This window comes from Streptomyces sp. NA02950, from assembly GCF_013364155.1.
In the GTDB taxonomy this organism is placed as follows: Bacteria; Actinomycetota; Actinomycetes; order Streptomycetales; family Streptomycetaceae; genus Streptomyces.
In genome coordinates this window covers 8,059,965-8,083,763 of sequence record NZ_CP054916.1, presented here as the reverse complement: position 1 = coordinate 8,083,763, position 23,799 = coordinate 8,059,965, and the positions used below count along the sequence as shown (strand labels likewise).

Annotated in this window: 13 protein-coding genes; 5 read left to right on the top strand and 8 right to left on the bottom strand. The window is 71.8% G+C overall.

Translation table 11 applies throughout. The features are described 5' to 3' along the window. Positions 1-196 precede the first annotated feature (196 nt). From HUT19_RS35145 to HUT19_RS35115, 7 genes are all read right to left on the bottom strand, one after another. On the bottom strand, positions 197-958 hold the full coding sequence (locus tag HUT19_RS35145; RefSeq protein WP_176184436.1) for a thioesterase II family protein: 762 nt from the start codon (positions 956-958) through the stop codon (positions 197-199). 32 nt (positions 959-990) lie between these two features. Beyond that, positions 991-2,478, bottom strand: coding sequence for an MFS transporter (locus HUT19_RS35140; RefSeq protein ID WP_176184434.1), 1,488 nt, complete (start codon positions 2,476-2,478; stop codon positions 991-993). A 109-nt stretch (positions 2,479-2,587) separates the two neighbouring features. Next, the gene (locus tag HUT19_RS35135) at positions 2,588-3,760 is read right to left on the bottom strand and encodes a pyridoxal phosphate-dependent aminotransferase (protein ID WP_176184432.1); all 1,173 of its coding nucleotides are present in this window, start codon (positions 3,758-3,760) and stop codon (positions 2,588-2,590) included. Next, on the bottom strand, positions 3,747-4,745 hold the full coding sequence (locus tag HUT19_RS35130; RefSeq protein ID WP_176184430.1) for a UDP-glucuronic acid decarboxylase family protein: 999 nt from the start codon (positions 4,743-4,745) through the stop codon (positions 3,747-3,749). The genes HUT19_RS35135 and HUT19_RS35130 overlap by 14 nt, the downstream gene beginning before the upstream one ends. A gap of 53 nt (positions 4,746-4,798) precedes the next feature. Beyond that, positions 4,799-5,533 carry an SDR family NAD(P)-dependent oxidoreductase gene (locus HUT19_RS35125; protein ID WP_176184428.1) on the bottom strand — a complete coding sequence of 245 codons (735 nt, stop codon included), beginning with the start codon at positions 5,531-5,533 and terminating at the stop codon, positions 4,799-4,801. Between the two features lie 57 nt (positions 5,534-5,590). Beyond that, a complete protein-coding gene (locus HUT19_RS35120; protein WP_176184426.1) occupies positions 5,591-7,021 on the bottom strand; it encodes an FAD-dependent oxidoreductase in 1,431 nt (476 codons plus the stop codon). A gap of 25 nt (positions 7,022-7,046) precedes the next feature. Further along, positions 7,047-8,279 (bottom strand): aminotransferase class I/II-fold pyridoxal phosphate-dependent enzyme, encoded by a 1,233-nt coding sequence (locus tag HUT19_RS35115; RefSeq protein ID WP_176184424.1) that lies wholly within the window; start codon positions 8,277-8,279, stop codon positions 7,047-7,049. A gap of 500 nt (positions 8,280-8,779) precedes the next feature. Between HUT19_RS35115 and rarD the strand changes: the two genes are divergently transcribed. After that, positions 8,780-9,745, top strand: coding sequence for an EamA family transporter RarD (gene rarD, locus HUT19_RS35110; protein ID WP_176184422.1), 966 nt, complete (start codon positions 8,780-8,782; stop codon positions 9,743-9,745). Positions 9,746-9,999: 254 nt separating this feature from the next. Here rarD and HUT19_RS35105 read toward each other — a convergent pair whose 3' ends face one another. Then, complete coding sequence (locus tag HUT19_RS35105; protein WP_176184420.1) at positions 10,000-10,941, bottom strand: NAD-dependent epimerase/dehydratase family protein; 942 nt, start codon at positions 10,939-10,941, stop codon at positions 10,000-10,002. Positions 10,942-11,005: 64 nt separating this feature from the next. Between HUT19_RS35105 and HUT19_RS44430 the strand changes: the two genes are divergently transcribed. From HUT19_RS44430 to HUT19_RS43530, 4 genes are all read left to right on the top strand, one after another. Beyond that, a complete protein-coding gene (locus HUT19_RS44430) occupies positions 11,006-11,344 on the top strand; it encodes a CbrC family protein (protein ID WP_368661724.1) in 339 nt (112 codons plus the stop codon). Between the two features lie 122 nt (positions 11,345-11,466). Next, a complete protein-coding gene (locus tag HUT19_RS35095) occupies positions 11,467-18,714 on the top strand; it encodes a type I polyketide synthase (RefSeq protein WP_176184418.1) in 7,248 nt (2,415 codons plus the stop codon). Then, the gene (locus HUT19_RS35090; RefSeq protein WP_303332269.1) at positions 18,711-23,474 is read left to right on the top strand and encodes a type I polyketide synthase; all 4,764 of its coding nucleotides are present in this window, start codon (positions 18,711-18,713) and stop codon (positions 23,472-23,474) included. The genes HUT19_RS35095 and HUT19_RS35090 overlap by 4 nt, the downstream gene beginning before the upstream one ends. A gap of 65 nt (positions 23,475-23,539) precedes the next feature. Next, a complete protein-coding gene (locus HUT19_RS43530) occupies positions 23,540-23,797 on the top strand; it encodes an acyl carrier protein (RefSeq protein ID WP_254886271.1) in 258 nt (85 codons plus the stop codon). Positions 23,798-23,799: the final 2 nt, after the last annotated feature.

Below are 23,799 nucleotides of genomic sequence, written 5' to 3'. Positions count from 1 at the left end.
ATGTGGTCGACTGTTTAGATCCCGCGGTGGGTCGCCCAGATACAGCGATTCCACAAATTTTTCTCGAGAGAGGTTTGAGGTGCGGTGGTGGGTTCGGCCCGGAGTGTTTCCGGGCACGGCAGGACGGACCCGGCCGCGCGGGGCTTCGGGGTGGATACCGAGGCGCCGCGCGACGGGTCCGCCGACCGTCAGAACCTCATGGGTTCACGGCCAGCACATCGTCCACCGACCTGTTGATGGAATCCGTCAGACGGTCGCCGTTGTCCGTGAAGAAGAAGTGGCCGCCGTCATGGGTGTCGAGGGTGAACTCCCCGGTGGTGCTCAGCTTCCACTCGGCCGCTTCGGCCTCGGTCACCTTGGGGTCGGCCTTTCCGATGTGCACATGGACCGGCACGGAGAGCCGCTTCTCCGGCGAGGCACAGTAGGTCTCCGCCAACCGGTAGTCCGCCCGCATGGGGGGCAGGATGAGGTCGAGCATCTCCTCGTCCTGGAGCAGCTCATGCCCCATGCCGCCGAGCAGGGCCATCTCCCGGAGAAAGGCGTCATTGCCCTTGCGGTGCGTTCCCTCGTCCTTGCGCAGTGTCGGCGCCACCCGGCCGCAGGCGAAGAGGGCCGAAGCGGCGTTGCCTCTGGCCTCCATGCGGTGGGCCACTTCAAAGGCCACCAGTGCGCCCATGCTGTTTCCCATCAGGACGACGGGCAGATCGTTCCACTCGCCGATGAGTTCGGCGATCTCGTCGGCCAGCTCCTCGATGGTGTCCCGGAAAGGCTCATGACGACGATCCTGCCGACCGGGGTACTGGACCCCGCGGACGTCCAACTCACCGAAGCCGCGAGCGAACTGGAAGTAGGAGTTCGCCGACCCACCGGCGTGAGGAAAGAGAATCAGTCTGGCCTTGGGATCGCCGGTGGAGCCCAGTTTGCGAATCCAGCGACCACATTCTTCCGCGGTACCCATAGGAAGCCCTCCCCGTTCATCTCCGCACGACGTCAACTGGCTTCCTCGACCTTCTGCATGGCGACCTCCTCGCCCTCCTTCCGCGTCTCCTGCGACGGGAAGCGGATGAACAGGGTGCAGGCGATCGCCCCCAGCACCAGGAAGCCGACGGGCAGCAGACCCGTCTCGCTCAGCGCCGTGCTGTAGGGCTCCTTGAACATCTCGGGAATCGCGGTGGCGCTGCCCTCGACGTGGGCCCCGCCCCCTCCCATGCCCGGCATGTGGGCGCCGAGCCGGTCCACGAACAGCGCGCCGACCGCGGCGCTGCCGAGCACGGCGCCCACCTGGCGATTGGTGTTGTAGACGCCCGAGCCCGCACCGGACTGGTGGATGGGGAGGTTGCGGGTGGCGATGGCACCCAGCGGGCCCCACACCATGCCGTTGCCGATACCGGTCACGGCAGCCGTGGCAGAGAACATCCACAGCTGCGAGTCCGGCCTCATCAACTCGCTGTAGGCGACGATGGTGAGGCCGAACAGCACAAAGCCGGTGGTGGTGAAGGTGCGCGGATGCATCGTGTCGGACAGCTTGCCGACGACCGGGGCGCAGGCACCGGTCAGGATCGCCAGCGGCGCGAAGAGCAGGGCCGACTCCATCGAGGAGAGCCCTCGCACTCCTTCCAGGTAGAAGTACGTGGGCACGGTCATCGCGGTCACCGCGGCGCCCATGGCCGCGATCCCCACGTTCGCCAGCGCGAAGTTGCGGTCGCGGAACAGGCTCAGCATCAGGAGGGGTTCACCCTTGTTGAGGGCCTGTGTCACGACGAACATCACCAGCACGGCCAGCCCCGCGCCGATCATCAACCAGATACTGGCCGACCAGTTCTTGTTGTTGCCCTCCTGGAGGCCGAAGACCAGCAGGAACATGCCCCCGCAGGACAGCGCGATGCCGAGCAGGTCGAACTTGTGGGGCCTGGTCTCGAGGGTCGGAACCAGCTTCCACGCCAGGACAAAGGCGAGGACACCGATCGGCACATTGATCAGGAAGATCCACTCCCAGCCGGCGGAGTCCACCAGCAGGCCGCCGATGACCGGACCCACCAGCAGGGCGACACCGGCGGAGCCGCCCCACGCTCCCATCGCGGCACCGCGCTTGTCCGCGGGGAAGATCCGGGTGACCACCGCCATGGTCTGGGGGGTCATCAGCGCGGCCCCGAGGCCCTGCACCGCGCGGGCCGCGATCAGCATGTCGATGCTCCCCGCCACGCCGCACCACAGCGAGGCGAGCGTGAACACCACCAGGCCGACGAGATAGACGTTCTTGGGGCCGTAGCGGTCGCCCAGCCGTCCGGTGAACAGCAGCGGCGCCGCGTAGGTGAGCAGATACGCGCTGGTCACCCAGACCACTGCGGAGACATCGGCCTCGAGCGACTCCATGATGGCGGGGTTGGCCACCGCCACCACGCTCATGTCCAGCAAAATGAGGGAGAATCCGACAAGCAGCGCGCCTAGAACGTGCCACGGATTTCGTTCAACGGTCACGGTTATCTTCCCACCCTCAAGCTGACTGTTCCCTTCTCCGGACCACAGATCCGGGTGCACCGGGTCCGGATACACCCACGGGGGATTTCTGTCACAGATGTGGCAGAGGTCACATCAGCGCCGGGCTGGGTTGGAAACGACGGATGCGCTCGCAGGCCGCGTCGAGGACGGCGTCGTCCTTGGCGAAGCAGAAGCGCAGCAGTTGGTCGCCGGTCGGGCCCTGGTAGAAGGCGCTGCCCGGTACGGAAGCCACCTTGCCGTGTTCGACGAGTACCCCCGCCGCCTCCCATGCCGTGGGAAAGCCCCAGTCGGAGACATCGGCGAGGACGTAGTAGGCGCCCTGGGGCACGATGGGCCGGGTGCCCGCCGCCGCCAGCGCCTCGCACAGCCGCTCGCGCTTGCGCTGATAGTCCGTGGCGAGTCCGGCGAAGTAGGTGGTGGGCAGGCCGAATCCGGCGGTCACCCCGTGTTGCAGCGGGGTCGGGGCGCAGACGTAGTACAGGTCGTTGACGAGGGCGATGGCGCGGGCCAGCGGTGCGGGCGCGACCGCGTACCCCATGCGCCAGCCGGTGATGCTGAAGGTCTTCGACAGCCCCATGATGCTGACCGTGCGCGGCCAGAGTCCGTCCACGGTGGCGGGCGAGATATGCGGTCGGCCGTCGAAGCGGATGTACTCGTAGATCTCGTCGGTGATCACCAGCAGATCGCGCTCGTGCGCGACACGGGCCACCGCCTCCAGCTCCGCCCGGCCGAACATCTTGCCGCTGGGGTTCGCCGGGGTGCACACCACCACGGCGCGGGTGTGGGGGCGCAGCGCCGCCCGCAGCGCGTCCTCGGTGACGGCGAACCCGGGCGGTTCGAGTGTGAGGCAGTGCGGTTCGAGCCCGGCCACCACCGCGGCGTTGAGGTGGTAGCCGTAATAGGGCTCCATCAGCAGGATGCCGTCACCCGGGTCGAGCAGGGCGTTGACGGCCGTGGTGTACGCGCCGGTGGCGCCCGCCGTGACCACGATCTCGGTGTCCGGCCGCGCCTGGATACCGTTGTCCCGGCCCAGCTTGGCGGCGATGGCCTCGCGCAGCGCGAGATCGCCCTCCGGGTAGGAGTAGACGCTTCTGTCGGCGTCGATCGCGGCCTTCGCGGCCTCGGCGACCGCGGGCGGGGTGGGCAGATCACAGATGCCCTGGCCGAGGTTGATGGCGCCTGCCCGGTCGCTCTCCCGGCTCATGCGCCGGATGTCGGACTGGACCAGTCCGCGCAGCCGCCGTGCCTCAAACCCCGGCATGGGGCATCCCTTCGAGTTCGTCGTGGGTGTCAAGGGCCCCTTCGGGCAGGGACAGCCGCCGCGCGAAGTCCTCGATCGTCCGGAGCAGCCCCTCCTCCAGACCGGTCTTGGGTTCCCAGCCGAGGAGCTCACCGGCCCGGGAGATGTCCGGGCAACGGCGGGTCGGGTCGTCCTGGGGCAGCGGCCGCAGCACCGTCTCCGAGCGGGAGTTGCTCAAGTCCTTGATCGCCCGCGCGATCCGCTCGATGGTGGACTCCTGGGGGTTGCCGAGGTTCATCGGGGTGGCGTCGGTGTCCGCCTCCATGAACCGGACGGCCGCCTCCACCAGATCGTCGACGTAGCAGAAGGACCGGGTCTGACGGCCGTCTCCGTAGAGGGTGAGGGGCTCGCCGCGCAGCGCCTGCACGATGAAGTTCGACACCACTCTGCCGTCGTTCTCGTGCATACGCGGGCCGTAGGTGTTGAAGATGCGGGCGATGCGCACCTGGACGCCGTACTGCGTCGCGTAACTGATCGCCAGGGCCTCGGCGCAGCGCTTGCCCTCGTCGTAGCAGGCACGGACCCCGATGGGGTTCACATGGCCCCAGTAGTCCTCGGTCTGCGGATGCACCGCGGGGTCGCCGTAGACCTCGGAGGTGGAGGCGATGAACAGCCGTGCGCCGACCTCGCGGGCCGCCTCCAGGGCGTGCATCGTGCCCTGCACACAGGTGCGGACGGTGCGCACCGGGTTGCGCTGGTAGTGCACGGGCGACGCCGGGCAGGCGAGGTGGAAGATCCGGTCGGCCTCCACGACGAACGGCTCGTTGACGTCGTGCCGTTCGAACTCGAAGCGCTCGTGGCCCAGCAGATGCTCGATATTGCGTCGTTGTCCGGTGAAGAGGTTGTCCATGCACAGGACGTCATGGCCCTCGTCGAGTAGTCGCTCGCACAGGTGGGATCCGATGAACCCGGCACCACCGGTGACAAGAACGCGCTTGGACGCCATGGGGGTGAGCCCCTCTCGTGACGGCCCCCTGGGGGGCTTGGCCGGACCGGTGGTCAGCGCATCGACAGTCCGCCGTTGCAGTCGACCGTCTCGCCGGTCATGAATTCGTTGTCGATGAGGAAGGTGATGGTGCGGGCGACGTCGACGACGGTTCCGGCCCGCTTCAGCGGGGTGCTGTCGACGAACTGCCGCATCTTCTCCGGGGAGGTGACCCGCTCGTGGAACCGTGTGTCGATGATCCCCGGCGCCACGGCGTTGACCCGGATGTGCGGCGCCAGTTCGTTCGCGGCGCCCCGGGTGAAGGCGTCCAGGGCGGACTTGGCGGCCCCGTACGCGGTCGCGGTCGGCGCGCCGTGGCGCATCGCGATGGAGGTCACGTTCACCACGCACGGGTTGCTGCCGTGCCGGAGGAGTCCGGTGCACAGACCCGTGAGCCGCATGGCCGAGAAGGTGTTGAGCGCGAAGGTGTCGGACAGGTGCCGCCAGTCCAGGTCCTCGACCGCCTGCCGCTCGATCATGCCGCCCGCGTTGTTCACCAGGACGTCCAGGGCGTCGAACTGCGTGCTGACCGTACGGAACAGGCTCAGACAGCCGTCGTCGGTCGTCAGGTCCGCCGCGACCACGTCCACGCTCGCGCACAGTGGTTTCAGTTCCGCCTGGAGGGCCAGGGCGGTTTCGGCGGAGGAGTGGTAGTGGAGCAGAAGCCGGTTGCCCGCGGCCAGGTGGCGGGCCGTCTCGGCTCCGATGCCCATTCCGGCTCCGGTGATGACGATGGTCTTGGCTGACACCAATGGGTCCTTTCTCGGCCGGCCCGTGGGGAGAACGCGTCAGACGGTGAGAACGCGTCAGACGGTCCCTCGGGACGATGCGGATTCGGCGTGCGGCGGGGCGAAGCGCTGGGCGAGCACCTGGGGAACGTTCATGTTCACCGCGTGCGCGGCCGCACGGGCGGTGATGCTCTGTGGATCCCCGGCCCATGCGGGGAGGGTCTCGAGGCAGGGCCGCATGGCGTGCCCGGCCAGTTCGCGTGCCTCGTCCGCGGAGAGACGGCCGGAGGCCACGGAGTGCTCCAGGGCGAGCGTCACTTCCTTCCTGGCGTTCACCGCGCACATCGTCCACTTGGGCAGGACGCTCATCGTGCAGCCGGGCCGCACGTCGAACACGCCCATGTTCCGGCGGACCCGCGAGTCCGAGACCGTGTTGATCGCGACCTTGAGGTAGGTGCCCAGGATCGTCGAACGCCGCAGCTCGGGGTAGAACTCCCGGAGCCGGTCGAGGGTCCACTCGGCCCGCTTCTCCTTCTCCGGGTGGCCTTCCGCCAGGTAGTGGACGTACTCGTCGGGGAACGCACAGGTCTCCGGGTCCATCACCAGGTTCATGATGTGGGCCGCGGGCGGGTGGTAGATCATCGCGCAGGCGTTGTTCAGCGGGCTGAGCATGCCGCCGTAGGAGTCCTCGAGCTTCAGGCAGGTGAAGTTCTTGTCCGTGCCGTCCGGGAGGTCCACGTACAGGATCTCGCGCAGGGCCAGGAACAGCTTCGGGAACACGATCGACGGGTTCAGCCGCTTCGCCATGCCGAACGCCGCCGTCGCCGCGCACAGGCTGACCTGGTCCGCGACCACGGTCTCCGGGGTGCCGTCGGCGCCGCGGTACGCCACCTCGTACCGGCCGTCGGCGCGGTGGGTCACGGAGGTGACGGTGCTGCCCTCGCGGAAGTCGACCCCGGCGCTCCTGAGCTCCCAGTCCAGGACGGTGGAGACGAGCACCGGGTTCATCCCCCGCTGGGGGGTGAGGAAGGCGGCGGCGACGTCGTGCACGCCGGGCACGGTCGGGATCTCCCGGCAGATGTCCGCCGGGTCGCCGAAGACGGCGTCGGCCGGGTCCTGTGCGCGGCGGTCGGCGTAGTGCGACTGGATGACGCGCATGTTGGCGCGGCACTGGCCGACGATGTCATGGCCGTCGTCCATCATGCTCCGCGAGGCGATGATGCGGCTGTAGGTCTTGCCGCCGTAGATCAGCTCGGGGAAGAAGCGTTCGTTCTCGATCCGGCCGTCGAGGCAGTCGCGCGCGCTCCGCGGGTCGAAGGGGTACTCCGCGCCGCTGTGGTTCTCGCTGACGATGTTGCTGGTCTGGGTGCACACCGGGTACGTCCCGGCGGAGCGGGCGCTCTCCCGCTCCAGGACCACGACCTGGTACCCGGCACGGCTGCGGGTGATCGCGCTGAGGCAGCCGGCCACCCCGGCGCCGATGACGACGTGTACTTCCCTGCGGTGCATTCCACACTCCCGTCGAGGTGGCGGATCACGCGGAGGACGTTCGGACCCGCCGCAAGGCGGCGGTCAGGCCCCGGATGTCGTCCGGGGTGTGGTTCGCCGCGAGGCACACCCGCAGTTGCGCGGCGCCGCGCCGGACGATGGGGAAGAAGACGACGGAGACGTAGTAGCCCTCGTCCAGGAGCCATTCACCGGCCCGGAGTGCGTCCTCCTCCCCGCCGATGGGGACCATGCGGATGGGGCTGAAGGGGAGCTGTTGCCCCATCAGTTCGTCGAAGAGCGTGACGCGCTCGCGGAGCGCGCCCTGAAGCTGCTGAACCGTTCCGTCTCGGTGCAGTCCCACCACGGCCCGGCAGGCGTGCACGGCCTGGAAGGTCTGCGCCGCGGAGAACGCGTAGATCTGGCCGTAGGAACGGATCAGCCGCTCCCGCCACTCCCCCGCGACGAGCAGCCCGCCGCCGTAGGCGCCGAAGCCCTTCGACAGCGAGTAGGTGAGGATCAGCCGGTCGGGTACGTCGCCCTCGACCTCGCTGAGCACCACGCCCTCGCCCCGGTCGCCGAAGATGGTCATGCCGTGGGCGTCGTCGATGTACACAGAGAAGTCGAGCCGTTCGGCCAGGTCCAGCAACTCCCGCACCGGGCAGAGACCGCCCATGGAGTAGATGCCGTCGGCGATGTAGACCGGCACCTCACCGCGCTCCCGCGCCTGGCGGACCTGCTGCGCGAGGTCGTCCAGCGCGTTGTGCCGGACGGTCTCGACGGTCGCCTCCGCGGCCACCACGGGCTTGAGGTACTGCATGGAGGAGTGCGCGAACTGGTCGAAGATCAGGCACATCCGGTGTGTGGTGTCCTCGTCGACCAGCACACCGCTGGCCAGCAGCGGCATCACGGAGATGTGCGCGGCCGTCGTCGAGGGAAAAGTGATCACCCGTCCCCGGTAGAGCTCCGACAGCTCCTCCTCCAGCTCGCGCTGGGGCTCGATCGAGAACCGGGAGCGGGCGCAGCAGAAGTTCATGCCCCAGGTCTCGTCCACGGACTTCGACGCCTCGATGACGCTCGGGTGGACGTCGAGGCCGAGGTAGGAGCAGTTGACGAACTCGACCACGTCCCGGCCGTCCGGCAGCAGCACGTGCTTGCCGTTCCGTCCCTTGATGGTGACCTGCATCAAGTTGCTCTGGACGGCGCGGTTGAATCGGTCGGACGACTCCTTGATAACGAACGGCGTATTCCTGTGCTTTGCGCCGCCTGCGGACGGTTTCATGTCTGGTTTCAGGGCTGGTTTCACGGCAACCTTCGTCATGGATTGGCGAGCAGGGCGAACCGCGGCCGGGCCTACGGTCATTCCGCGGCCGGGAAGAAGTGCGAGAGAGCCGGGAAGGGAAGCGTCAGGAGAAAGTCATCGAAAGGTCGACAGAAAATACAGACGATCAGGAGAGCGTCAGGGCGGACCCGACGGCGAAACGCCGTGGCCGGGCAGGATGCCGCCACGCAGGAGTTGTTTGCCGATCACCGATGCCCCCCGTCCCATGATCGGTTCTTACAGGCGCTTCAGTCGGTCCCGGCGCACGCCGCTCGGTCATGTCAAGCGCGACTCACGGGGTCCTGGAACGCACCTTTCCTTCATACCGCACACGACGGCATCCGCGGCAGGTATTGCAGAAAAGACGAAGACGCCCTTCCGCTTAACTCGCACCGCTCCACTGGTTTTCCGGCCAAAAACCATCTGTGAATCCCGTCGCGTACGGCAAATAGACTGGGCGGATGCAATCGCGGCAAGGAATCCTGCTCGGCTTCGGGGCGTACTTCATCTGGGGCCTGTTTCCGCTGTACTTCAAGCTCCTCGAAGACTCCGGCACGGTGGAGATCGTTCTGCATCGGTACCTGTGGGCGTTGCCGGTGTGCGCCCTGGTGATGGCGGTGACCGGGGGCCTCCCACAGCTCCGTGAGGTGCTGCGCACGCCACGGCGGGTGGCCCTGCTCGGGACCGCCGCCCTGTCACTGGCCCTCACCTCGGGTGTGTACATCTACGCGGTGAATTCCGGCCATGTGGTGGAGGCGTCACTCGGGTACTTCATCAATCCCCTGGTGACGGTGGCCCTCGGCGTGGTCGTCCTGCGCGAGCGCCCGCGGCGCGCCCAGTGGTGGGCGGTCGGCATCTGCGCCGTCGCCGTCGCCGTCCTCACCGTCGCCTACGGCCGGCTGCCGTGGATTGCGCTGGGTCTGGCCGGTTCCTTCGGCGTCTACGGGCTGCTGAAGAACCGGGTCGGCGGCGATGTGGGAGCACTCGTCGGGCTCACCGTCGAGACCCTGGCGCTGGCCCCCATCGCCGTGGTGGGCGTCGCCGCCTACGCGGCGAGCGGACACGGCACGTTCACCGCGGACCCGCCCTGGCAGGCGCTGCTGCTCGCGTCGGGCGGCCTGGCGATCGTCGCCCCTCTCCTGCCGTTCGCGGCGGCCGCCCGCCGGGTGCCGCTGATCACGATCGGACTCCTGCAATACGTCACACCGGTGCTCCAACTGCTCATCGGTGTCGCCCTGTTCCACGAGTCCATGCCGGCCTCCCGGTGGATCGGCTTCGGCCTCGTCTGGACGGCGCTGTCCGTACTGACCGCGGACGGACTGCGGGCGCGGGCCCGGTCCCAGGCGGCCCGGAACCGAAGCACGGCCCCTGGCGCCCTCTCCGCGCCCTCCGACAAGGACGCGAAGAGGGCGCCGCAGGGCGCTTGAGGCCGGTCGGGATCGCGCCGGTCAGGGGCTCCGCTCACGAACTCTTCGCAGCAGGCTGTCGTAGTCGGCGGCAGGGGATGACATATCAGCTTCGTTCCTTCGGGGGCTGGTTACGGGGTGCTCACGGCGATCACGCGAGCCACCCGTTGATCCGGGCCGGGACGTGCTGTGTCTGGTAACGCCGCACCCGGGAACAGCGGCGCCGCGCACCGCCACGCTCCTCCTGCGAGCCACGGGATTCGGCGCCTACGACATCACCCGGTGGCGGCCGGCCGCTCACGCCACCAGTCGACCGTCGCCTTCACCTGCGCGTCGACGGCGGTGGCGCGTACCGCGAACGCGGCTTCGTAAGTGCTCGCATCCATCACAAACGGCCGGTCGAACTGGTACTGAATCTCCTTCAGTTCGCGGATCAGCGGGGAGAAGAGCCCCGCGACACCCAGCACGGCCGGCGGCAGCCTGCGCACCGCGACCGGCCCCGTTCCCGCCTGAGCGGCGAGGCGGTCGACCATCTCCCGGACGGACAGTGCGGGTTCCGTCGGGACGTGCCAGGCCCGCCCCCAGGCCCGTTCCTCGCCCGCTACCTCGACCAGGGCCCTGGCCACATCGGGGAGATAGGTCCAGCTGTGCGGGGCGTCGGGATCCCCCAGCGTGGAGACCGGCCTGCCGCGCAGCAGGCGTGGCATGACCCGCGCGGCCAGGTGTCCGCCGTCGGTCACCCCGGGCCCGAAGAAGTCCGAGGCACGCACCTCGACCGCCGTGATACGGCCCTGCTCGTGCAGAGCCCGTGCCTGCTCCCAAACGGCGGCGCGCACCCGCCCCTTGGGGCCGGTCGCCGCGAGCGGCAGTTCCTCGGTCATGGGGCCGTCCACCGGACCGTAACCGTAGAGATTGCCCAGCATGACCAGGACGGCCCCGGTCGCCTCGGCCGCCGCGCACATCGACGAGGCCAGCGGTGGCCATCCACTCGCCCAGCGATGGTAGGGCGGCGCGGCACAGCCGTAGATCGCGGCCGCTCCCTCCGCGGCCGCGCTCAGCCGCCCGCTGTCCGTCGCGTCCGACGCGACATGCTCGATACCCGGCTCCGGGCTCCGGCCCGACCTGGTGATGACCCGTACCGAATGACCCTGTTCGACCAGCAGTCGAGCAGTGGCCGCCCCCGCGGGCCCGTACCCTATGACGACAGAGAAGCTCACGGTCGCACACTAGCGCGAGGGCGGGGTATCGCACGGGATCGTCGGCGGTCGCGGCTGACCGTTCGTGGTACATCGCACACGGCAGCACTGCCGAACGGTTCGACGCGCACTGCGCGGCGGGGACGTGGCTGGGAGAAGACGTGCCGGTCGAGGTCCTTGCGGCGGTCGACGGACGCACTCCGGCTTCGTGGCGTGGCGGGAACCCCGGTGGTTCTTCCACCGCGGTGACGGCGCCGCGTTCCTGGGCCGGGCCGGGGCCGCCGAACTCGCGGCGCACCCTGACGCGATGGAGATGCCGCGACAGGAGACGAGCGGTCGGGACCGGGCGTCGGACCGGGCCGAGCACTGTCCCGGCCGCGGCAACGTCGCGTCCGGCGACCGATTGCCTATGAATCAGCTATGAATCGTTCATGCCTCTTCCCGCTTGAACATGAAAGTGACATCCTCGCCGCCCGGATCGGTGCTTCGTTGAAACGTGCTCGAATTGTCCCTTTTCCCAGCGTTGTCGACCTCTCGGGAGAAGACATGGCGTCCGTGGCGCACGAGGGGGATCTTGTCATCGGTGTCACCCCGTTCGGGGAACCGAACGCCAGACTCACGGTGGCGCTCAGTCGCGCCGGTGGGCTCGGAGTGCTCGATCTGGGTGCCGGTGGCCGTCAGGCGCTGGACGCGCTGGAACGCACCCGGAGCTGGGTGGGCGAGGGCCGGTTCGGGGTCCGGGTGGCGGCGGGCTGCCGCCTCGCGCCCGGAGATCTGGTGGTGCCGCCGACCGGCGCGAGTCCGGGTGCGGCCGGTGTTGACACGCGGCCCGTGGACACGGATCCACGGGCCGCCGGTGTGCACGGGCCGCACACGGTGGTTCTCTGTGGGGACGCCCCGTGGGCGGTCGAGGACGTCGCCGGACGCCACCGGGTCCTCGTGGAGGTCACCTCCGCGGACGAGGCCCTCGACGCGATCGCGACGGGGGCCCACGGCCTGATCGCGCGGGGCAACGAGAGCGGCGGCCGGGTGGGCGAGCTGAGCACCTTCGTGCTGGTGCAGCGGCTCCTCGCCGACCCGGAGGTGACCGTGCCGGTGTGGGCGTGCGGTGGCATCGGCCCGCACACGGCGGCGGCCGCCGTCGTGGCGGGCGCCGCCGGGGTGGTGCTGGACAGCCAGTTGGCGCTGCTCGCCGAGTGCGGGCTTCCCGAGGAGCGCGTGGCCGCGATCCGCTCCATGGACGGTTCGGAGACCGTGGTGGCAGGTGGCCACCGCGTCCTGCGGCGGCGGGTGTCCGCTCCCGGCACCCGCCCCCTCCCCGTCGGCCAGGACGGTTTCCTCGCGGCACGGTTCGCCGAGCGCTGGCGGGACACCGCGCGGACGGTCCGGGGCATCACCGATGCCATCCGCCACGCCGGGACTGTCGTCGTGCCAGATCCGGGCGCGGCGTCGCAGGCCGACGGGGTGTTACGGCCCGACCCGGCGTTAGGGCCCGACCCGGCGTTACGGCCCGGCGCGATGCTGCGGCCCGGCGCGGCGTTACGCCCCGGCGCGGTGCTGCGGCCCGGTTCGCCGATGACCCGTACGACCGGGACCCGGCTGCCGCTCGCCCAGGGTCCGATGACACGCGTCAGCGACCAGGCCGGATTCGCGTCCGCCGTGGCCGACGGCGGGGCGCTGCCCTTCATCGCGCTCGCCCTGGCCGGACGCGACCAGGCACGCACGTTGCTGGAGGAGGCCGGGGCCGCCCTGGCGGGGCGGCCGTGGGGCGTCGGTGTGCTCGGCTTCGCGCCCGAGGAGATCAGGAACGCCCAACTGGAGGCCGTACGCGAGGTCCGGCCCAGCCACGCCGTCATCGCCGGTGGCCGACCGTCCCAGGCCATGGCGTTGGAGCGGGAGGGCATCACCACCTTTCTGCACGTGCCATCGCCGGGGCTGCTCGGACAGTTCCTGCGGGCAGGGGCCCGCCGGTTCGTCTTCGAGGGCTCGGAGTGCGGCGGGCATGTGGGCCCGAGGAACAGCTTCCCGCTGTGGGAGGCGCAGTTAGGGGTGATCGAGGACTTCCTCGACGCCACGGATGGCGCGTCGGGCGCGAACGGAGCGGCAGACGCCAACGACGCGGACGACACGGACGACGCGGACGACACGGGCCAAGAGCATCGCATCGAGGTGTTCTTCGCCGGTGGCATCCACGACGAGCGCTCCGCCGCGATGGTGGCCGCGCTGGCCGCCCCGCTCACCCGGCGCGGTGGCGCCGTGGGCCTGCTGATGGGCACCGCCTACCTGTTCACCGAGGAGGCCGTGACGCGGGGCGCCGTCCAGCCGCTCTTCCAGCGCCAGGTGGTCGCCGCCCGGCGCACCGCGCTGCTGGAGACCGCGCCGGGGCACGCCACCCGGTGTGTGGTCAGCCCCTACGCCGACAGCTTCCACACCGTCCGGGAAGAGCTGCGGGAGCGCGGCACACCGGACCGGCGGATGTGGGAGGAGCTGGAGCGTCTCAACGTCGGACGCCTGCGGATCGCCAGCAAGGGGGTCGAACGCGACCCCGGTGGCGCCCTGGTGGCGGTCGGCGAGGACCGCCAGCTCACCGAGGGGATGTTCATGGCCGGGGACGTGGCGGTGCTGCGGTCGGCCATCACCACCGTCGACGCGCTGCACCGCTCCGTCAGCTCGGCGGCGGCGGACTTCCTCGACCGGAGCACGGCCGCGCTCCGCGAGCGTCTGGGCACCGGTGCGCACCAGCGGACCGTGGAACCGGCGCCACCGCCCCTGGACATCGCCGTGATCGGCATGGCCTGCATGTTTCCGCAGGCCCCCGACCTCGCCACGTTCTGGGCCCATGTGGTGGGTGGCGTGGACGCCGTGACGGAGGTGCCCGCCGAACGATGGGATCCGGCCGTCCACTACGGGGCCGCCGAGGATGGCGCCACCAACTCCCGATGGGGCGGATTCCTGCCCCGGATCCCCTTCGACCCGTTGCGCTACGGCATCCCCCCGGCCGCGCTGGGCAGCATCGAACCCGTTCAACTGCTTGCGCTGGAGGCCGCGCGCCAGGCCCTGGAGGACGCCGGATACGGCGACGGATCCGGGCGCGCCTTCGACCGTTCCCGCACGTCCGTGGTATTCGGCGCCGAGTCGGGCAGCGATCTGTCACACGCGCAGACGCTGCGCGCCGTCCTCCCCTCGTACTTCGGCGAGGTGCCGCCCGGGGTGGCGGAGCAGTTGCCCGCGCTCACCGAGGACGGTTTCCCGGGCATGCTCGCCAATGTGATCGCCGGGCGGATCGCCAACCGGCTGGACCTGGGTGGGGCCAACTACACGGTGGACGCGGCGTGTGCGTCGTCACTGGCCGCGGTGGACGTGGCGTGCAAGGAGCTGGTCGGCGGCACCAGTGACACCGTTCTGTGCGGTGGCGCCGACCTGCACAACAGCATCACCGACTACATGCTGTTCTCGTCGGTCCACGCGCTCTCCCCGACCGGCCGCTCACGCACCTTCGACAGCGACGCCGACGGCATCGTCCTGGGCGAGGGCGTGGCGTGTCTGGTGCTCAAGCGGCTGGCCGACGCCGAACGGGACGACGACCGCGTCTACGGTGTGATCAAGGGCGTGGGCAGCTCCAGCGACGGCCGGTCCCTGGGCCTGACCGCGCCACGTCCCGAGGGACAGCGGGCGGCGCTGGAGCGCGCGTACCGCAACGCCCGCGTCTCGCCCGCGGACGTCGGTCTCATCGAGGCCCACGGGACCGGTACGGTCGTCGGGGACCGTACCGAACTCACCGTCCTCACCGAGGTGTTCGGCGCGGCCGGGGCCCGGCCGGGCGGCTGTGCGCTCGGCTCGGTGAAGTCCCAGATCGGGCACACCAAATGCGCCGCGGGCCTGGCCGGACTGATCAAGACGGTGCTGGGACTGCACACCGGCGTCAAGCCGCCGACCCTGCATCTGAAGCGGCCGAACTCCGCCTGGGACAAGGACAGCAGCCCCTTCGCGTTCCCCGCCGATGCCCGTCCGTGGGCGGCCCCCGCCGCCGAACGTACCGCCGGAGTCAGCGGGTTCGGATTCGGCGGCACCAACTTCCATGTGGTCGTGGCGGCCCATGACGGGGGCGCTCCGCCGCCGCAGGGGCTCAGCACCTGGCCCGCGGAGCTGTTCGTCTTCCGTGGCGCTGATCAGGCGGCTGCGCTCCGCGCCGTGGCGGAGACGCTCCGGCTGGCAACGGCGGGCGACACCGCCACCGGGCCGTGGCGGCTGCGCGATCTGGCGCTGGCCGCGTCCCGGCGGTCGGACGCCGGTCACGCGCCGGTGCGGGTGGCGGTGGTGGCCGAGGACGTGGCGGGGCTGACGGCACGCCTGCGCCGGGTGCTGGCGGGTGAGCACGACCCGGCGGCCGGGATCCACGTGTCCGGAACGCCGGAGGCCGGAGGGCCCCTGGCCGGAGCACCGGAGGCCGACGGCTCCGAGTACGGTGGCCGCACCGGCAAGGTGGCGTTCCTCTTCCCCGGCCAGGGCAGCCAGCGGCCCGGGATATTCGCCGCTCACTTCATCGCCTTCCCCGAGCTCCAGCGCCACCTGGAACTCGGCCGCACCCACGCCGATGTGCTCTATCCACCGGCCGCGTTCGACACGGCGGGGAGGGCCGCACAGCGCGCCGCGCTCACCGACACCCGGGTGGCGCAGCCCGCGCTCGGGATGACCGGGCTGGCCGCGTACGACCTGCTCACCACCGCCGGTGTCAGGCCCGACATGGCGGGCGGGCACAGCTACGGAGAGCTGGTGGCGCTCTGCGCGGCGGGAGCCCTCACCCCCCGCGCCCTGCTGGAGCTGAGTGCCGAACGCGCGGCGGCCATCGTGGCCGCCGCGGGCGACACTCCCGGGACGATGGCCGCGGTGACGGCACCGGCCGAGGAGGTCGTACGGGTACTGCGGGACTCCGGGCTCCATGAGCGGGTCGTCCTCGCCAATCACAACGCCCCGCGCCAGGCCGTGGTGTCCGGGCCGGAGGAGGCGGTGGCCAAGGCGGTGCGCGCACTGCGGGACGCCGGACACTCCGCCAAGACCATCCCGGTGGCCTGCGCCTTCCACAGCCCACTGGTCGCGGACGCCTCGTCACGTTTCGCCGGGGCACTGGCCCGGCGGGAGTTGGCGCCACCGGAGTTCCCGGTCTGGGCGAACCGCACCGCCGCCCCGCACGGCGCTGCCCCGGACACCATCCGGGCGGAACTCGCCGCCCAGATCGGCGCTCCCGTGCGCTTCATGGAGCAGATCGAGGCCATGTACGCGGCGGGCGCCCGGGTGTTCGTCGAGGCGGGACCCGGCACGGTGCTCACCCGGCTCGTCGGGGCGATCCTCGGCGACCGTCCGCACCGCGCCGTCGCCTGCGACGGCGCGCGGGAGGCCACCGGCATCGGCGGGCTGCCCGGTTTCCTCGACGCCCTCGCCCAACTGGCCGTTGCCGGGCTGCCGGTGCGGACCGGCTGGCTGTTCCACGGCCGGGACGCCGTGGACGCGGGACGCGCCGATCCGCCGCGCCGGGCGGGTTGGACGGTCGACGGGCAGCTGGTCCGTACCGCCGCCGGTGAACTTCTCCCCGGTGCGCTCGCACCGGCCCGACGTGTCGTGGAGGCAACGGTGAGCCAGGCGGAGCACACGGAGGGCGCGCGAGGCGACCGGGACGCCCTGATCTCCGAATTCCTCAGGACGAGCCGGGAGATGGTCGCGGCCCAGCGCGATGTACTCCTGACGTACTTCGGTGCCACGCCGGACGCCCGGCCGACCGCACCGGACGCCGTCCACGCGCGGGTGCCGACACCGGTGTCGGCACCGGTGACCGCTTCCGCTTCCGTGGACACGCCCGTTCCCGTGGCAGCGCCACCGGAGCAACCACGTCCCGCGCCGCCCGCCGACGGCCCGGCGCCCGCCCAAGAGCACACCGTGGCGGAGGTGCTCCGCGCCGTATCGGAGATCATCGGTGAACGAACCGGCTACCCACTCGACATGATCGAGCCGGATCTCGATCTCGAGGCCGACCTGAGCATCGACTCGATCAAACGGGCCGAGATCGCGGGAGAGCTGGCCCGGCGTCTGGGCATATCCGGTCCGGGGGCTCTCGGCGACGAGGAGCTGGAGGAACTGGCCAAGGCCCGCACGGCGACGGCCGTCGCCACCTGGCTGACCGCCCGCCTCTCCCCCGCCGCCACCGAACCCGCCACCGCCGAGCCCGTCGAGGCCGCCCCCGCCACCGGCGCCAGCGGCGAACCGGCCCCCGTCCCCGGTGCCCCCGTCGCGGAGGCGGCACCGGCCACCGCCACCGGAAGCGCACCCCGACGGTTCCTGCTGCGTCCGGTGCCGCTCGCCGTTCCCGACACCGTCGGCACCGCGCCCGCGCTGCTGTCCGGCACCCGCTTCGCCCTGCTCGGCGCGGCCGACGACGTGGCCGGCGCCCTCTCCGCGCGGCTGACCGAGTACGGCGCCGAGGTCGTGGTGTTCGACGCGGGACACCTGCTGGCCGAAGGCGACGGCCGGATGGACGGAGTCATCCTGCTCGACCCGCTCAGCGGCTCCGGCGCGCCCGTGCTGCCCGCCGCGTTCCCCGTCGTCCGGGCGGCCCTGCGATGCCGTCCGCGGTGGCTGCTGGCCGCCCGCCACGCCGATCCGCTCGACCTCCGTCCGGCCGGGCTGCACGGGTTGTTCCGCACGGTGGCCAAGGAGTACCCCCAGGTCGCGACGGCTGTGGTCGACTTCCCCACGGACGGGACGGCCACCGCGGCCGCCGTCGCCGACGCGCTGCTCGACGAGGTGGCCGCCACGGACCGCACTCCGGTCGTACTGCGCACCGCCACCGGGCGGCAGGGGCTGGAGGCGGTGGAGACCGGGCCGGGGGCGCTGGCCGCAGCGGGCGCGGGCCCCGCGGGCGAGGGTGCGGCGGAGGCCGCGGCCCTGGGGCTCGACCGGGACGCGGTGGTGGTCCTGGTGGGCGGTGGCCGCGGCATCACCGCACGCTTCGCCGCCGCACTCGCGGCCGCCTCCCGCTGTCGGATCGAACTGCTGGGCCGTACCCCCGAACCCGTGGGCCCCGAGGACCCGGCCACCGCCGGGGCCCGGGACGAGCCCGCGCTGCGCGCCGCGCTCGCCGCCCTGGGCGGTGACCGGACACCGGCGACCATCCAGCGTGAGGCGGCCCGGATCCTGGCACTACGCGAAGTGGCGGCCACGGTCGAGGAGTTACGAAGCCTCGGCAGCCGGGTGCGGTACCGGTCGGTGGATGTGCGCGACGCGGGCGCGGTGCTCCGGGCCGTCAAGGAGATCCACACCGACCACGGACGGCTGGACGGGGTGGTGTACGCGGCCGGTGTGATCGACGACCACCTGATCGAGGAGAAGTCCACGGAGTCGTTCCAGCGGGTGTTCGGCACCAAGACGGACGGCGCGAGCACACTGCTGGACGCGCTGGACAAGGTCTCGGCCGAGCCCTCGTTCGCGGTGCTCTTCGGCAGTGTCTCCGCGGTGTCCGGCAACCGGGGACAGGCGGACTACGCGGCGGCCAACGACGCGCTGGAAGCCATCGGGACCCGGTGGGCGGCCCGCACCGGACGCCGGGTGCTGACCGTCCACTGGGGGCCCTGGGCACCCACAGGCGCACACCACGGGATGGTGACCCCGGAGCTGGCGCGCGCGTACGCCCGGCGCGGCATCGCGCTCATCGACCCGGAGGAAGGCGCGCTGGCCCTGCTGCGCGAACTGGCCTGGGGCGACGAGTCCACCCGTGCCGTCGTCCGCACCGCCTCGCGCTGGTGACCGGGGCCGCGGACCGTGCGGCGGACGGGGCTGCCGGGGACGGCCGTGTCCCGCCGGTGGCCATCGTCGGGATGTCCGTGGTGTTCCCCGGCGCCCCCGGGCTCGCCGCCTACTGGCGGAATCTGCTGAACGGCGTGGACGCCATCACCGCCGTCCCGGACGGGCGGTGGGACGCGGCGTTCTACGCTCCGGGCAGCGCGGGTGGCGGTACGGCGGCCGCCGACCGGGTGTACTGCCGACGGGGCGGGTTCGTGGACGAGTTCGCCGAGGTGGACGCCGTACGGTTCGGGATCACGCCGTCCTCGGTGTCCGGCACCGAGCCCGACCAGATGATCGCGCTGAAGGTGGCCGCGGAGGCCCTCGACGACGCGGGCGGCCCGGACCGGCTGCCCGCCCCGGAACGGGTGGGTGTCGTCCTCGGACGCGGTGGCTATCTCACGCCGGGGCTCGCCCGGCTGGACCAGCGGGTGCGTACCGCCCACCAGTTGACGCATACGCTCGCGGAGCTGCTGCCCGGGCTGCGGGACGATGTGCTGGACCGGGTCCGGGCGGCGTTCGTCGAACGGCTGGGGCCCGATCGACCCGAGGCGGCCATCGGTCTGGTGCCCAACCTGGCCGCCTCCCGGGTGGCCAATCGGCTCGATCTGCGTGGCCCCGTGTACACGGTGGACGCGGCGTGTGCTTCCTCGCTCGTCGCCGTTGACCAGGCCGTGGGTGAACTGGCTTCCGGGCGCTGCGACATGATGCTCGCGGGCGGTGTGCACCACTGCCACGACATCACGCTGTGGAGTGTTTTCGCGCAGCTGCGCGCGCTGTCGCCGAGTCAGCGGATCCGCCCGTTCCATCGGGCGGCCGACGGTGTTCTGATCGGCGAGGGCACCGGGGTGGTGGTGCTCAAGCGGCTGGCCGACGCCCTGCGTGACGGGGACCGTGTCTACGCGGTCGTACGGGGCACCGGGGTGGCGGGCGACGGCCGCGCGGCGGGGCTGACCACCCCCGATCCCGATGGCCAGACACGGGCCGTGCGGCAGGCGTGGCGGGCGGCGGGGCTGGATCCGCGGGAACCCGGCGCGATCGGGCTGCTGGAGGCGCACGGCACCGGCACACCCGCCGGGGACGCGGCCGAACTCGCCACCGTGGCCGAGGTCTTCGGAACCAGTGGCGGTGGCGGGGCGGTCATCGGCTCGGTGAAGTCCATGATCGGCCACACGATGCCGGCGGCGGGGGTGGCCGGACTGGTCAAGGCCGCGCTGGCGCTCCACCACGGACAGCTGCTGCCGACGTTACACTGTGACGACCCGCATCCCGCGCTGGCGGCGACCCGCTTCCACGTCCTCGAGAAGGCCGAGCCCTGGGAGGCCGCGCCCGGTGCCGAGGTGCGCAGGGCCGCGGTGAACGCCTTCGGCTTCGGCGGGATCAACGCGCATGTGGTGCTGGAGGAAGCACCGTCGGCACCACGCTCCGCCCCCTCCCCCGCAACCTCCTCCGCTCCGGGCAGTGCCACTGCCGCTGCCACGACCGTGGCCGAGCCCGAGCCGGTGCTGGCGCTCGCCGCCGCCACCCCTGAAGAGCTGGGCGAGTTGCTCGCGGCGGACGACGCCGCGCTGCGTACCGCCGGGTCGGACGGCCACCGCACACCGGGCCGTGCCCGGCTCGGCATCGTCGCACCGACCGCCAAACGGCTGGCCCTGGCCCGGCGGGTGGTGACGGGCGGCCGGGCGTGGCGGGGCCGCGGTGACATCTGGTTCACCCCGGCCCCGCTGCTCGGCGAGGGCGGCGAACGGCACACCGCTGGCGCGCACCACGAGGGCGGCGGTGGTACGGGAACGGGCCGTCTCGCCTTCGTCTTCCCCGGCCTCGAGGCGGAGTTCGCGCCCCGGGTGGACGGCGTCGCCGCGTACTTCGGGCTCGCCGGCGCGGTGGCCCGCCACTCCGCCGGAGCGGCGCGGGTCGGTGATGTGGGCCGCCATGGCGTCGGCGTCTTCGCGGTGGGGCGGCTGCTCGACGGCGCGCTGCGGCGGATGGGCCTGGTGCCGGACGCGCTCGCGGGCCACAGCGTCGGCGAGTGGACGGCCATGGCGGCGGGCGGGCTCTGCTCCGGGGCGGCCGTCGACGCCTTCCTCGACTCCTTCGACCCCGATACGCTCCGCGTGCCCGGCCTGGCGTTCGCCGCTCTGGGCGCCTCCGCCGAGCGGGTGGTGGCCGCCCTGGCGACGCGGCCGTACGCGGGGACGGTGCTCTCGCACGACAACGCCCCGCGTCAGTCGATGGTGTGCGGGCCGCGCGCGGCTGTCGAGGAGTTCGTCACCGCGATGCGCGCCGAGGGGGTCATCGCGCAGTTGCTGCCGTTCCAGTCCGGCTTCCACACCCCGATGCTCGCGCCCTATCTGGAGTCCATCGAGGAGATCGTGGGGCGGTTCGAGCTGCTGACCCCGGCCACCCCGGTGTGGTCCGGGACGACGGCCGCGCCGTATCCGCACACCGAACCGGCGGTGCGCGAACTGTTCCTGCGCCACCTGCTGGAGCCGGTGCGCTTCCGCGCGCTGACCGAGGCTCTGTACGCATCGGGGGTCCGGGCCTTCGTCCAGGTCGGCACCGGGCAGTTGGCCTCGCTCATCGGGGACACCCTCCAGGGCAGGGAGCATCTGGTGGTGGCGGCGGGTTCGGCCCGCCGTGACGGTGTCGCCCAGCTCCGCCGGGTGGCCACCGCGCTGTGGACCGAAGGCGCCCGTGTCGACCCCGCGTTGCCAAAGCCTGCCGTGCTCGGCCGCGGAAAGCCACGGGCCACCGCGTCGCTGCCACCGGTGCGGCTCGACCTCGGCGGCTCCCTGGTCTCCCTCGGCCAACGCGACGCGGCGGCGCTGCGGGCGGAGCTCTCCGCCGTCCGGCCGTCCCCCTCACCGGGCAACGGGCGGACGGCGCCGGACGGCCTCGGGGCCCTCGCCGGGCGCCACCCCGTGGCCGCCGAACTCGACGCGCTGCTGCGCGAGACGGCGGACTCGGCGGCGGAGGTCATCGCCGCGGCCGGCGCCCGACCGTCCCCGGCGCGCAACCGCCCGGTCACGGCACAGGACACCGCACCGGCCGGGTCGCGGCGGGCCGGACAGGACGCGGCCGAAGACACCGGACGGAGCGCGCAGCCCGGCGCGGAGCCCTCCGCGGAACCCGGCGCGGAACGGCAGGTGACACGCACCGTGCTGCACATCTCCACCCGGGCCATGCCCTATCTGCTCGACCACTGCTTCTTCCCGCAACGCCCCGGCTGGCCCGATGAGACGGACCGGCGTCCGGTGGTTCCGGCCACGACGATCCTCCAGCACCTCATGGACGCGGCGGAGCGGGCGGCCCCCGGGCGGGCGGCAATCGCCGTGCACGGAGCGCGGTTCGACCAGTGGGTGGCGGCCGCGCCACCGGTCGAGGTGCCGGTCACCGTGGCCGTCTCCCCCGGCGCTCCCGACCGGTTCGAGGTCGCGTTCGGGGACGGCGCGCGCGGCACGGTTGAGACGGCCTCCGGCCACCCGGCCGACCGTCCCGCACCGTGGCGTACGGACCCCGCCGACGAGCGGGCCCCCGACCACACCGCGGCCGAGCTGTACCACGAGCGATGGATGTTCCACGGCTCCGCGTTCCAGGGCCTCACCCGGCTCACCGCCATCTGCGCGTCCCATGTGCGCGGCACGATCACGGCACCGTCCGCGCCCGGCGCGCTGCTGGACAACGTGGGCCAGCTGCTCGGCTACTGGATCATGGCCACCCGCACCGAGCGCACCGTGGTCTTCCCCGTCGCCCTGCGCCGGCTGCGCCTCTTCGGCCCGCCACCGGCACCGGGCACCGAACTGGAGTGCGTGGTGCGGATCGTATCGCTGAGCGACACCATGCTGGAGGCCGATATGCAGCTTTGGACCGGTGGTGTGGTGTGGGCGGAGCTGAACGGCTGGCAGGACCGGCGCTTCGACAACCACCCCCGTACGGTGGCGGCCCAGCGCTTCCCGCAGCGCAACACGCTGTCGAGCGCGCGGCCCGGCGGCTGGGTGCTGGTCCATGAACGCTGGCCCGACCTGGCGTCCCGTGACCTGATCATGCGGAACCATCTGGGCGCGGCCGAGCGCGCCGAGTACGAGCGCCACGCACCACGCGGCCGCAGACAGTGGCTGCTCGGCCGGATCGCGGCCAAGGACGCGGTGCGGCAGTGGCTTTGGGGGCGCGGGGAGGGCCCGGTCTTCCCCGCCGAGATCGGGATCCGGGAGGACGAACGGGGGCGCCCGTGTGCCATCGGTGTGCACGGGCGGACGGTGCCGGAGCTGGACGTCGCCCTCGCGCACCGGGCCGAGGCCGGGGTGGCGCTGGTGCGTCCCCGGCCACCGGGCGGCCGCGGTGTGCCGGGCGTCGGCATCGGCATCGAGGCGGTCACGGACACCGGCGGACAGACTCCGGTGGCGGAGGGGGAACGGGAGGCGCTGGCCGCGGTGTGCGACGCGACCGGCGTGTCCAAGGACCGGTGGGCGGCTGCCTTCCGTGCCGCACACCGGGCGGTGACCGGGGCGGAGGGGACATCGGCACACGGCCGGCCACCGGAGTCGGTCATGGTCGCGGCGGGACCCGGGTGGCTCCTGGCCGAGGTGGCCACGGCCTCCGGCCCGCCGCGCCGCTACCGGATGCGATGCGCGCAGACGGCGAACCCGCCCGGGTTGCCGATCAGGGACTACGCCGTGGCCTGGACGACCGGCACGGTGGACAACTACGAGGAGAACGCACTGTGACCATCGGTGAGCAGACGGCCCCACCCGTTGCGGACGAGCGGTCCGTCCTCGAGGACATCGCGGGGATGCTCCGGACCATGCTCGACGAATACGGCGTCGACGACATCGAGATCACCATGCAGACCCGCTTCACCGAGGACCTGGAGCTGGAGAGCATCGACCTGGTGGCCCTGGCGGGCAGCCTGGAGGCGCGGTACGGACAACACGTCAACTTCGCGGAGTTCGTGGCCGATCTGGAGCTCGACGAGATCATCGACCTCAGCGTCGGACATCTGGTCCGCCATGTGGCGCAACGGCTGCGGGCCGCCGAAGGGGGCAGCTGACC

What these genes read in the sequence shown, in the direction of transcription:
- HUT19_RS35130 (WP_176184430.1), bottom strand. Translation starts at nt 4,745, where the DNA reads ATGGCGTCCAAGCGCGTTCTTGTCACCGGTGGTGCCGGGTTCATCGGA.
- rarD (WP_176184422.1), top strand. Translation starts at nt 8,780, where the DNA reads ATGCAATCGCGGCAAGGAATCCTGCTCGGCTTCGGGGCGTACTTCATC.
- HUT19_RS35095 (WP_176184418.1), top strand. Translation starts at nt 11,467, where the DNA reads ATGGCGTCCGTGGCGCACGAGGGGGATCTTGTCATCGGTGTCACCCCG.
- HUT19_RS35115 (WP_176184424.1), bottom strand. Translation starts at nt 8,279, where the DNA reads ATGAAACCGTCCGCAGGCGGCGCAAAGCACAGGAATACGCCGTTCGTT.
- HUT19_RS43530 (WP_254886271.1), top strand. Translation starts at nt 23,540, where the DNA reads ATGCTCCGGACCATGCTCGACGAATACGGCGTCGACGACATCGAGATC.
- HUT19_RS35145 (WP_176184436.1), bottom strand. Translation starts at nt 958, where the DNA reads ATGGGTACCGCGGAAGAATGTGGTCGCTGGATTCGCAAACTGGGCTCC.
- HUT19_RS35120 (WP_176184426.1), bottom strand. Translation starts at nt 7,021, where the DNA reads ATGCACCGCAGGGAAGTACACGTCGTCATCGGCGCCGGGGTGGCCGGC.
- HUT19_RS35135 (WP_176184432.1), bottom strand. Translation starts at nt 3,760, where the DNA reads ATGCCGGGGTTTGAGGCACGGCGGCTGCGCGGACTGGTCCAGTCCGAC.